Origin of the sequence: Bacillus cereus group sp. Bc031, assembly GCF_027716265.1 — a bacterium.
GTDB lineage: Bacteria > Bacillota > Bacilli > Bacillales > Bacillaceae_G > Bacillus_A > Bacillus_A paranthracis.
In genome coordinates, this window is sequence record NZ_JAQFUL010000028.1 from 45,780 (window position 1) to 57,029 (window position 11,250).

Here is an 11,250-nt window from a genome sequence, read left to right on the forward strand (position 1 = left end):
TTCAGAGCAGTGTAAAATGTTACTGATTTGAAGAAGGGAGAACTATTGAATGGCTAAAGATGATGTAATTGAAGTCGAAGGTACCGTTCTTGAAACGTTGCCAAATGCTATGTTCAAAGTAGAATTAGAGAATGGGCATGTCGTATTGGCTCACGTTTCTGGTAAAATCCGTATGAACTTCATTCGTATTTTACCAGGAGACAAAGTTACGGTAGAATTATCTCCGTACGATTTAAATCGTGGTCGTATTACGTACCGTTTTAAATAATATAGCACTCCGTAATCTTTAAGGAGGTTCGAGACATGAAAGTAAGACCGTCAGTTAAACCAATCTGCGAAAAATGTAAAGTTATTCGTAGACGTGGAAAAGTAATGGTTATTTGTGAAAACCCTAAACATAAACAAAAACAAGGTTAATCAGAAGGAGGTGCATTCGGAATGGCACGTATCGCAGGTGTAGATATTCCTCGTGACAAACGCGTTGTTATTTCTTTAACTTACGTATTCGGCATTGGTCGCACAACTGCTGAAAAAATTCTTGCTGAAGCTGGTGTTTCTGAAGAAACACGAGTTCGTGATTTAACGGAAGACGAATTAGGACGTATCCGTGATATCATCGATCGTATTAAAGTTGAGGGAGACCTTCGTCGTGAAGTATCTCTTAACATCAAACGTCTAATGGAGATCGGTTCTTACCGTGGTCTTCGTCACCGTCGTGGTTTACCAGTTCGTGGTCAAAACTCTAAAAACAATGCTCGTACACGTAAAGGTCCACGTCGTACAGTAGCAAATAAAAAGAAATAATAAGTAAAGGAGGTTGAACTAACAATGGCACGTAAAACAAACACTCGTAAAAAACGTGTGAAAAAGAATATTGAAGCTGGTGTAGCTCATATTCGTTCTACTTTCAACAACACAATCGTAACACTTACAGATACTCACGGTAACGCGCTTTCTTGGTCTAGTGCTGGTGCACTTGGTTTCCGTGGATCTCGTAAATCTACTCCATTCGCTGCGCAAATGGCTGCTGAAACTGCTGCTAAAGCTGCAATGGAGCACGGTTTAAAAACTTTAGAGGTTACTGTTAAAGGTCCTGGTGCTGGTCGTGAAGCTGCAATTCGTGCTCTTCAAGCTGCAGGTCTAGAAGTAACAGCAATTAGAGATGTTACTCCAGTTCCTCATAATGGATGTCGTCCACCAAAACGTCGTCGTGTGTAATTTTTCTGTATAGAATTTTCCCTTTTGTCTATAATGGATATGATGCATTATCGAGAAATTTCGTACAGAAACATCGCTTGTTGTGCACAATCGGGAACTGCCTAAGGGGGACTTTCGGTTAGACAGGGGTTATACCTTTGTTTAACCGGGGTTTCGACGTTTTGAAGGAGGGTTTAGTTAATGATTGAAATCGAAAAGCCGAAAATCGAAACGGTTGAACTTAACGAAGATGCTAAATATGGTAAATTCGTAATTGAACCGCTTGAGCGTGGATATGGTACTACGTTGGGTAACTCCTTACGTCGTATTCTTTTATCTTCACTCCCTGGTGCCGCTGTTACTGCTATCCAAATCGATGGCGTATTACATGAATTTTCAACAGTTGAGGGCGTAGTAGAAGACGTTACAACGATCATCTTAAACTTGAAAAAGTTAGCTCTTAAAATCTACTCTGAAGAAGAGAAGACGTTGGAAATTGATGTGCAGGGCGAAGGTATTGTCACAGCTGCTGATATTACTCACGATAGTGATGTAGAAATCTTAAATCCAGATTTACACATTGCAACGTTAGCAAAAGATGCGCATTTCCGCGTGCGTTTAACTGCAAAGCGTGGCCGTGGGTATACGCCAGCTGATGCAAATAAAAGCGAAGATCAACCAATAGGAGTAATTCCTATTGATTCTATTTATACTCCAGTATCACGTGTGACTTACCAAGTGGAAAAGACACGTGTCGGACAAGTGGCTAATTATGATAAGCTTACGCTTGATGTATGGACGGATGGAAGCATCGGGCCAAAAGAAGCTATCTCTTTAGGTGCCAAAATCTTAACTGAGCATTTAAATATCTTTGTTGGTTTAACTGATGAAGCACAAAATGCTGAGATTATGGTCGAGAAGGAAGAAGATCAAAAAGAGAAAGTTCTTGAGATGACTATCGAAGAACTAGACCTTTCTGTTCGTTCTTATAATTGCCTAAAACGTGCAGGAATTAATACTGTACAAGAGCTTGCGAACAAAACAGAAGAAGATATGATGAAAGTTCGTAACTTAGGACGTAAATCCTTAGAAGAAGTTAAACATAAACTTGAGGAATTAGGTTTAGGTTTACGTAAAGACGACTGAGGATTTAAACCCATCAACAAAGGAGGGAACTACGAATGGCATACAGAAAATTAGGCCGTACAAGTGCGCAACGTAAAGCTATGTTACGTGACTTAGCTACTGATTTAATTATCAACGAGCGCATCCAAACGACAGAAACTCGTGCAAAAGAACTTCGTTCTGTAGTGGAAAAAATGATCACTTTAGGTAAACGCGGAGATCTTCATGCTCGTCGTCAAGCAGCAGCTTTCATTCGCAATGAAGTAGCTAACGCTGAGACTGGTCAAGATGCACTTCAAAAACTATTCGCTGATGTAGCTCCACGCTATGCTGAGCGCCAAGGCGGATACACTCGTATTGCAAAAATTGGTCCACGTCGCGGAGACGCAGCACCAATGGTAATTATCGAGTTAGTATAATGATAATTAAAAGGGCAGGACAGTTCTTTTCAAGAAACTGGTCATGGCCCTTTTTTTTAAATATAAAAATAGGCTTACTTGGCGAAGGAAAGGGTGCCTTGTATTGAAAAAAGAGAAACTTCGGACAGAAAATATATCATTTCAATATCCTGGTGCAGCCACTTATGCATTAAAAGATGTTTCATTCTCCTTATATGAAGGAGAATGGGTATCTGTTATTGGACAAAACGGTTCTGGGAAGTCTACACTTGCAAAATTATTGAATGGTTTGTTTTTGCCGGAAGCAGGGACAATTACAGTAAATGATACAATGGTTTTGTCAGAGGAAACGGTATGGGATGTTCGAAAACAAATTGGGATGGTATTTCAAAATCCAGATAATCAATTTGTTGGAACGACAGTGCAAGATGACGTTGTCTTTGGTTTAGAGAATATCGGAATGCCAAGAGAGCAAATGGTAGAAAGATTAGATCAGGCCTTACGACTAGTCCGTATGGAAGGTTTTCTTAATGATGAGCCACATTCGTTATCTGGTGGGCAAAAGCAGCGAGTAGCAATAGCAGGCGTTTTAGCACTTCAGCCGTCTATTTTGATATTAGATGAAGCAACGTCAATGCTAGACCCTCAAGGGAGACGTGAAGTGGTAGAAACGGTTAGACAACTTGTTAATGAAAAAGGTATTACTGTGTTATCAATTACGCACGATTTAGAAGAAGCGGCACAGTCAGACCGTGTCATTATTTTAAATAAGGGAGAGATATTAGAGGAAGGGACTCCAGAACAAATTTTCAAGTCCTCTCATATGCTCCAAGAAATTGGATTAGATGTACCATTTTCAGTGAAAATAGCAGAATTATTAAAAAGAAATGAAATTCTCTTGCAAAATACGCATCTTACAATGGAAAGCTTGGTGAACGAACTTTGGAGATTACATTCCAAAAAGTAGAACATCGTTATCAATATAAAACTCCATTTGAAAGACGCGCACTTTATGATGTAGACGTGTCGTTTCCAAGTGGGGGCTATTATGCCATTATCGGTCATACTGGTTCAGGTAAGTCGACGATGATTCAACATTTAAATGGTTTATTGCAGCCGACAAATGGCACAGTTCAAATTGGTGAACATTTCATTTCGGCAGGAAAGAAAGAAAAAAAGCTAAAGCCACTACGTAAAAAGGTAGGTGTTGTCTTTCAATTCCCAGAACATCAGTTGTTTGAAGAGACTGTGGAGAAAGATATTTGCTTCGGACCTACTAATTTTGGTGTATCTGTAGAAGAAGCGAAGCAAAAGGCAAGAGAGGCAATTCAACTTGTAGGGTTAGAACCAGAACTGTTAGTACGTTCACCATTTGAGTTAAGTGGTGGGCAAATGAGGCGTGTTGCGATAGCAGGCGTATTAGCGATGGAACCCGAAGTGCTTGTATTAGATGAACCTACAGCAGGACTAGATCCAAAAGGGCAAAATGAACTTATGGAGATGTTTTATAAGCTACATAAGGAGAAAGGCCTTACAGTTATCCTTGTAACGCATAATATGGAGGATGCTGCTAAATATGCCGAGCAGATTGTAGTCATGCATAAAGGAACGGTCTTTTTGCAAGGAAGTGCAGAGGAAGTATTTTCACATGCTGATGAACTAGAGAAAATTGGTGTGGATCTTCCTATGTCTTTAAAGTATAAACGTGCAATTGAAGAGAAGTTTGGCATTTCAATCCCAAAGGCTACCTTATCTTTAGAGGATCTTACTCATGAAGTTGTGCAGGTGTTACGAAAAGGTGGTCATGAATCATGCAGCAGTTGATTATTGGAAGATATATTCCAGGGAATTCTCTTATTCATCAACTTGATCCACGTACGAAGCTGCTGATTGTCTTTTTATATGTATTTGTTGTTTTCTTAGCAAATAATGCGATTTCATATGGATTTTTATTTTTATATGCACTCATTGCTTTATTTTTTGCAAAAGTGCCGATTCGTTATGTACTTTCGGGCTTAAAACCAATTCTATGGATTTTTCTTTTTACATTTTTCCTGCATATTTTAACAAATAAAGAAGGGGAAGTACTATTCCAGCTTGGTTGGTTTTCGATACATGAAAAAGGATTAGAGCAAGGAATATACATTTCTATACGATTCTTCGTTATTATTTTAATGACGACATTATTAACGTTAACGACGACACCCATTGAGATTACAGATGGTTTGGAGACGTTATTAAAGCCGTTGAAGCGTATAAAAGTTCCTGTTCATGAAATCGCATTAATGATGTCAATTTCTCTTCGTTTTATCCCGACATTAATGGATGAAACGAGTAAAATAATGAAGGCACAATCGTCACGTGGTATTGATTTTGCAGGGGGACCGATAAAAGATAGGATGAAAGCTATCATTTCACTACTCGTTCCTCTATTTATCAGTGCTTTTAAGCGTGCAGAAGACTTAGCAATTGCTATGGAAGCCCGTGGATATCAAAGTGGCGAAGGACGTACTAAATTTAGGCAACTACGCTGGAAAACAAGCGATACAGTAACGATTATAAGCTTACTTTGTTTAGCTTGTATTTTGGCATGGGTGCGATCGTAATGGAGAATAAAGAAATGGATAGAATAAAATGTACGGTTGCATATGATGGCATGCATTTTTGTGGTTATCAAATTCAACCGCAGCATCGTACTGTTCAACAAGAGATAGAGAAAGCTTTGCAGAAATTGCATAAAGGGGAACTTGTTCGTGTTCAGGCATCGGGCAGAACAGATTCTACTGTTCATGCTAAAGGACAAGTGATACACTTTGATACACCGTTGTCTCTTGAAGAGTGGCAATGGAGCAATGCATTAAACACTATGTTACCAGATGATATTGTTATCACACAGGTAGAGAAAAAAACAGAAGAATTTCACGCACGTTACGGTGTCGAGAGAAAAGAATATCGTTATCGTGTATTATTATCAAAGACTGCGGATGTATTCCGTAGAAATTACGTATATCAATATCCATATCCGCTCGAAATAAATGCTATAAGAAAAGCGATCCCTTATTTTATTGGAACGCATGATTTCACTTCTTTTTGTTCGGCAAAAACTGACAAAAAAGATAAAGTGAGAACAATTTATGAAATCGAGCTAATTGAGCAGGACGACGAATTAATTTTTCGTTTTGTAGGTAATGGATTTTTATATAATATGGTCAGGATTATTGTTGGTACGTTACTGAGCATAGGGCAAGGAAAGCTTGATCCGGATAGCATTCCAGAGATTTTAGCGAAACAAAATCGTCAGTTTGCTGGAAAGATGGCTCCTGGTCATGGGCTTTATTTATGGCAGGTAAACTATAACAACTAATCCTGGTGTAACATTTGCTTGACATTAGAAACTCAAAAGTATATCATAACATATGGTATTGTTTCTAAAACCACGATTAGCCCCGGAAGGAAATCGTGTTTAAGATAAACAATAGATTTTTTCTATGGAAAAGATAACGAGGAGGGAAACACATGCGTACGACTTTTATGGCAAAAGCTAACGAAGTTGAGCGTAAATGGTATGTGGTTGATGCTGAAGGTCAAACTTTAGGTCGCCTTGCTAGTGAAGTAGCATCCATTTTACGTGGTAAAAACAAACCTACATTTACACCACACGTTGACACGGGTGATCATGTAATTATTATTAACGCTGAGAAAATTCATTTAACAGGTAATAAATTAAACGATAAAATTTACTACCGTCACACTAACCACCCAGGTGGACTTAAACAAAGAACAGCTCTTGAAATGCGTACAAACTACCCTGTACAAATGTTAGAGCTTGCAATTAAAGGCATGCTTCCAAAAGGACGCTTAGGCCGTCAAGTTTCTAAGAAACTAAACGTGTATGCTGGAGCAGAGCATCCACACCAAGCACAAAAACCAGAAGTTTACGAACTTCGCGGATAATCAATTAAAGGAGGGCTTACTTTGGCACAGGTTCAATACTATGGCACTGGACGTCGTAAGAGTTCAGTAGCGCGCGTACGCCTAGTTCCAGGCGAAGGACGCGTTATCATTAACGGTCGTGATTTTGAAAACTATATCCCATTTGCTGCATTACGTGAAGTAGTGAAACAACCTCTAGTTGCAACAGAAACTTTAGGTAACTACGATGTACTTGTAAACGTAAATGGTGGTGGATACACTGGTCAAGCTGGTGCTATTCGTCACGGTATTTCTCGCGCTTTATTAAAAGCTGATCCAGAATACCGTCTAACACTAAAACGTGCAGGTCTATTAACTCGTGACGCACGTATGAAAGAGCGTAAAAAATACGGTCTTAAAGGCGCACGTCGTGCACCTCAGTTCTCAAAACGTTAATTTTTGCGAACTACAAACCCCAACCATTTTGGTTGGGGTTTTTTATGTTTCATTCCTCTTTTGAAATTTTTGTAGTTTGGAATATTTTAGTGCTATCCTCTCGCGTATGCTTCTTCTTTAGAAGTTTAGACTAATACGTATTAGGGAGGTTTATAAGTACTATGAATGTCATTGTCAGCTTACAAGAAAAACAAAAAGAAAAGCAGTTGAAATATGAGCGGAAGATGCTGCGGGAATTATCATTAAAAACATTACGTTCAAATATTAGAGATGCCTTTCAGATGCAGGAACTTCATCGTCAGTATGAAGATTACTGCATTGAATTAGGGATAGAATCGTATTTATTAGGAGCGAGATATAGCAAATTTGGTTATTATGGCGAATCGTTCTTTGATGTGAAATATAGGGCCTTAGAAGAAGAGCAACAATTAACGGAAACACTATTTCAATTTTTAACGAGCATGACTATGCGGGAGATTAAGTTACAAGATGAGGAATTACTTTTTGAATCTTGCCAGCAGTTTATCGGCTTATGGTGGCAGGAAGGATATGAAAAAGGTGAAAGAAGATATCGATTAAAGCTTCATTAAGACAAGCATAAACTTTCCTCTTGTCCCATATAAGTAATTAGAGGGACTAGCTGGAGGAGGAAAGGTATGAAGAGAATTCGAATTATCTCTTTTGCACTCGCTGCGGTTATTTTGTTTTTTTTAGTCAAACAAGAATTTCAAATTACAAAATCGTGGCGAGCTTGGAATTTACCCTTATCAGGGAAAGTAATCGTATTAGATGCTGGGCATGGTGGACCAGACGGAGGGGCTGTTGGTGGCAAGGATATTGTAGAAAAAGATATTACGCTTGAGATTACAAAGAAGGTGCAAGATTATTTACAAGAGCAAGGTGCACTAGTTATTTTAACGCGTGAGGGAGATTATGATTTAGCCCAGAAAGATACAAAGTCATATAGTAGACGTAAAGCAGAAGATTTAAAAAAACGTGTAGAGATTATTAATAAACCCGATGTAGATTTTTTTGCAAGTATCCATTTAAATGCTTTAACTAGTAGTGGATCAAAAGGCGCACAAACGTTCTATTACCGTTCTTCAATTGAAAATGAACGTGCTGCGAAATTTATACAAGCTGAGTTGAGAACGAGTTTAGAGAATACAAATCGTTCTGCTAAAACAATTTCTCATGTGTATTTATTAAAGTATGCGAAAAACCCAGGTGCTTTAATTGAAGCTGGCTTTTTATCGAATGTAAATGAAAGGTATATGTTAAATTCGGAGAAATATCAGCAAAAGGTAGCAGCTGCTGTATATCGTGGTATATTACGTTATTTCACGGAAAAAGGAAATCCTCCAGAATAAGGAGGATTTTTTTGCGTTCCTCTCGTTAACGAAGTTTTCCGAAAATATGTTATACTGGAAATGTAAACGCATTTATTTCAAAAGTAAAGAGAGATATATTTAATTAACATTATGTTATTTTTCATACAGGGGGCTGGGCTAATTATGGTAACGAAAGAGCAAGTAGTGGAAGCGTTAGAAGGGATTGTAGATCCGTTTTTACATAAAACGTTAAAAGAAACAGGGGCAATTAAAGAGGTAACAGTCAAGCCTGAGAAGGAACATGTAAGTGTTAAAATTGCAATCGTAAAAACTGGTACCGCGGAACAAATGCAATTGCAATCTGGAATTGTAAAGTTAGTAAAAGAACTAGGAGCAGCAACAGTAGGGCTTCGCTTTGCAGAATTTACAGAAGAGGAATTAGCTCAGTTTGCACCAGAACAAGAAGAAGAGCAAACTGAATCTTTATTGTCACCAAATTCGAAAACGACATTTTTAGCAGTGGCGAGTGGAAAAGGTGGAGTAGGGAAATCAACAGTTTCTGTTAACCTTGCTATTGCTTTAGCTCGTCTAGGGAAAAAAGTTGGTATCATTGATGCTGATATTTATGGTTTTAGCGTACCTGATATGATGGGGATAGAAAAACGCCCTGTAGTAAGAGGAGATAAAATCATTCCAGTGGAGCGTCTAGGTGTAAAGGTAATCTCAATGGGATTCTTTGTAGAAGATAATGCACCGGTTATTTGGAGAGGGCCTATGCTCGGGAAAATGTTAAATCACTTCTTTACGGAAGTAGAGTGGGGCGATTTAGATTATTTAGTTTTAGATTTACCACCAGGTACAGGTGATGTTGCGCTAGACTTACATTCGATGTTGCCGGCTTGTAAAGAGATTATTGTCACAACACCGCATCCAACAGCGGCATTTGTAGCAGCACGTGCTGGAGCAATGGCTTTACGTACAGAACATTGCATTCTTGGTGTTGTTGAAAATATGGCTTATTTTGAAAGTAAAACAACTGGCGAAAAAGAATATGTGTTTGGAAGAGGTGGTGGAGATAAATTAGCTACAGAACTTCAAACAGAAGTACTTGGCCGAATCCCGCTTCAACAACCTGATTGGAATAAAGAAGATTTTGCGCCGTCAGTATATGAAGATACGCATACGACAGGTCTTATTTATCGCACAATAGCTGAAGCGGTAATTGATAAAACAACTGTTGCGCAAAAATAAAATAATAATGAGTGGATGATACATGTATTGTCCACTCATTATTATCGTTATTATTTTTACTGCTGTTCCTTTTTACCTTCTTGGGAACCACCTTCACCGCCGGCTTCCTTTTTATCAGAACCACTTTTTTCGGCTTTTTGGACACCTTTACTAATAATATCAATCATCTTAGCTTGGAAGAGTGGGCTTTCAGCAGTTTCTGTTAATACTTGTTGTAAATATTGACGGTATTCTTTGCTCTTCATTGTTTGTAACATCATTTTTTCTACTTCAGGGTTTTTCATAATTTCTATAACGCCTGCTTGGTATTCAGGGTCTTTTAGTAATGTTTTCATTAAGGCTGTTTGTTCTTTTCCCATACTTTTAGCGAATTTCGATGAGAACTCAGGGTCTTTAAAGAGCTTTTCCCAGAATTGTTGCCCTTTATCGGATACCATTGCATCTTCAATCGTTTTCTTTACTACTGTTTCATCTAGTATGAGTGCTTGTTTCATTTTTTCATCAGTTAACACATCTTGAATGGCTTTCTTACCTTGATCGGTTTTTAAAATATCAACAATCATTTTCTTCGTTTGATCATAATCAAGTTCGGACTTTGCTTCTTTTTCTTGTGCACATGCTACAAGTACAAGAAATAGAAAAGAAGAAGTCAAAACGAGCAGCATCCGTTTCATAAGTTGGAACTCCTTTCAGCACAGTTCTCTCTTTTTAATATAAATATCTTTAAGGAATTTATACATGAACATGGCTAGCTTTTTGAAATTGTCATTGATACAATTTAATTAGAAATATAAGGATAATGGGGGATGTGTTGTGAATAGCCGCAAGTGGGTTCGACTATTTTTTACGACGTTGTTTCTTGGTGGGGTTAGTACAGTCATTATTGGATTTGTTTTAGAGTGGGACAAGTATGTTAAATTTTTTCAAAATTTCGACGGAAAGGAAATTTTGGCAGTTTCCTTCTGGTTGATGGGTGTAGGATTTATTTTTAGTGTGATAAGTCAAATGGGGTTCTTTGCCTATTTAACAATCCATCGTTTTGGATTAGGGATGTTCAGGTCACCTTCTTTATGGAATATAGTCCAGCTCTTCTTCATTGCATTCGTTTTATTTGATTTTGTGTATTTAAGATCGGTATTGATTGCAAATGGGGAAATTTCATTAGGGAATAACATACTTGTTGCTGGTGTGTTATTTATGTTTGGTGCCATCGTTGCTTATATAAAAAGTAAGGAAACGAATAAAAAGGCATTTGTGCCAGCTTTGTTCTTTATGGTGGTTGTAACAATTCTTGAGTGGGTACCAGCACTTCGAATTAATGATACAGATTGGTTATATTTAATGGTGATACCACTTTTATTATGTAATGCATATCAGTTACTTATATTACATCGTTTAATTGGAAAGACGAGTAAGTCGGCCTAATTAAGAGAGTTTTTACGCAGGGTAGTTGTACGAATGAAAATATAGGGATAAAAAAAGCTCTATTACCTGAACGAAAGGTTGAAGTGAACCCGAATAGTGGCACATGAAAAAAACACCTCCTGAATTCGCATACTAAGTATGCAAATTCAATGGAG

Annotated in this window: 17 protein-coding genes; 16 read left to right on the plus strand and 1 reads right to left on the minus strand. The window is 38.0% G+C overall.

The features are described 5' to 3' along the window. Positions 1-49 precede the first annotated feature (49 nt). The 15 genes from infA to PDQ33_RS13120 all read left to right on the plus strand — a co-directional run bounded on the left by infA (position 50) and on the right by PDQ33_RS13120 (position 9,670). Positions 50-268 (plus strand): translation initiation factor IF-1, encoded by a 219-nt coding sequence (gene infA, locus PDQ33_RS13050; RefSeq protein ID WP_001029884.1) that lies wholly within the window; start codon positions 50-52, stop codon positions 266-268. A gap of 35 nt (positions 269-303) precedes the next feature. After that, positions 304-417: a 50S ribosomal protein L36 gene (rpmJ, locus tag PDQ33_RS13055; protein WP_000868344.1), complete on the plus strand. Its 114-nt coding sequence runs from the start codon at positions 304-306 to the stop codon at positions 415-417. 21 nt (positions 418-438) lie between these two features. Further along, positions 439-804, plus strand: coding sequence for a 30S ribosomal protein S13 (gene rpsM / locus PDQ33_RS13060; protein ID WP_000090789.1), 366 nt, complete (start codon positions 439-441; stop codon positions 802-804). Positions 805-828: 24 nt separating this feature from the next. Beyond that, on the plus strand, positions 829-1,218 hold the full coding sequence (gene rpsK, locus PDQ33_RS13065; protein WP_000101799.1) for a 30S ribosomal protein S11: 390 nt from the start codon (positions 829-831) through the stop codon (positions 1,216-1,218). Between the two features lie 180 nt (positions 1,219-1,398). After that, positions 1,399-2,343: a DNA-directed RNA polymerase subunit alpha gene (locus tag PDQ33_RS13070; protein ID WP_000569643.1), complete on the plus strand. Its 945-nt coding sequence runs from the start codon at positions 1,399-1,401 to the stop codon at positions 2,341-2,343. Positions 2,344-2,378: 35 nt separating this feature from the next. Beyond that, positions 2,379-2,741 (plus strand): 50S ribosomal protein L17, encoded by a 363-nt coding sequence (gene rplQ, locus PDQ33_RS13075; protein ID WP_000331490.1) that lies wholly within the window; start codon positions 2,379-2,381, stop codon positions 2,739-2,741. A 103-nt stretch (positions 2,742-2,844) separates the two neighbouring features. Continuing rightward, positions 2,845-3,687 (plus strand): energy-coupling factor ABC transporter ATP-binding protein, encoded by an 843-nt coding sequence (locus tag PDQ33_RS13080; RefSeq protein ID WP_061131949.1) that lies wholly within the window; start codon positions 2,845-2,847, stop codon positions 3,685-3,687. Beyond that, a complete protein-coding gene (locus PDQ33_RS13085; protein WP_000406520.1) occupies positions 3,663-4,544 on the plus strand; it encodes an energy-coupling factor ABC transporter ATP-binding protein in 882 nt (293 codons plus the stop codon). The genes PDQ33_RS13080 and PDQ33_RS13085 overlap by 25 nt, the downstream gene beginning before the upstream one ends. After that, the gene (locus PDQ33_RS13090; RefSeq protein WP_001186536.1) at positions 4,532-5,326 is read left to right on the plus strand and encodes an energy-coupling factor transporter transmembrane component T family protein; all 795 of its coding nucleotides are present in this window, start codon (positions 4,532-4,534) and stop codon (positions 5,324-5,326) included. The genes PDQ33_RS13085 and PDQ33_RS13090 overlap by 13 nt, the downstream gene beginning before the upstream one ends. A gap of 14 nt (positions 5,327-5,340) precedes the next feature. Next, the gene (gene truA, locus PDQ33_RS13095) at positions 5,341-6,084 is read left to right on the plus strand and encodes a tRNA pseudouridine(38-40) synthase TruA (RefSeq protein WP_048553564.1); all 744 of its coding nucleotides are present in this window, start codon (positions 5,341-5,343) and stop codon (positions 6,082-6,084) included. A gap of 152 nt (positions 6,085-6,236) precedes the next feature. Beyond that, positions 6,237-6,674 (plus strand): 50S ribosomal protein L13, encoded by a 438-nt coding sequence (gene rplM, locus PDQ33_RS13100; protein WP_001260793.1) that lies wholly within the window; start codon positions 6,237-6,239, stop codon positions 6,672-6,674. Between the two features lie 21 nt (positions 6,675-6,695). Beyond that, entirely contained in the window at positions 6,696-7,088 is a 393-nt protein-coding gene (rpsI, locus tag PDQ33_RS13105; RefSeq protein ID WP_000079986.1) for a 30S ribosomal protein S9, read from the plus strand. 161 nt (positions 7,089-7,249) lie between these two features. After that, positions 7,250-7,678, plus strand: coding sequence for a YbaK family protein (locus PDQ33_RS13110; protein WP_001101006.1), 429 nt, complete (start codon positions 7,250-7,252; stop codon positions 7,676-7,678). Positions 7,679-7,744: 66 nt separating this feature from the next. After that, entirely contained in the window at positions 7,745-8,458 is a 714-nt protein-coding gene (cwlD, locus tag PDQ33_RS13115; protein ID WP_000822435.1) for an N-acetylmuramoyl-L-alanine amidase CwlD, read from the plus strand. A gap of 144 nt (positions 8,459-8,602) precedes the next feature. Then, entirely contained in the window at positions 8,603-9,670 is a 1,068-nt protein-coding gene (locus PDQ33_RS13120) for an Mrp/NBP35 family ATP-binding protein (RefSeq protein WP_061131950.1), read from the plus strand. A 56-nt stretch (positions 9,671-9,726) separates the two neighbouring features. Here PDQ33_RS13120 and gerD read toward each other — a convergent pair whose 3' ends face one another. After that, positions 9,727-10,344 (minus strand): spore germination protein GerD, encoded by a 618-nt coding sequence (gene gerD, locus PDQ33_RS13125; RefSeq protein WP_000827519.1) that lies wholly within the window; start codon positions 10,342-10,344, stop codon positions 9,727-9,729. Between the two features lie 139 nt (positions 10,345-10,483). Here gerD and kbaA point away from each other — a divergent pair, with 139 nt between their 5' ends. After that, positions 10,484-11,095 (plus strand): KinB signaling pathway activation protein KbaA, encoded by a 612-nt coding sequence (gene kbaA / locus PDQ33_RS13130; RefSeq protein ID WP_001088520.1) that lies wholly within the window; start codon positions 10,484-10,486, stop codon positions 11,093-11,095. Positions 11,096-11,250: the final 155 nt, after the last annotated feature.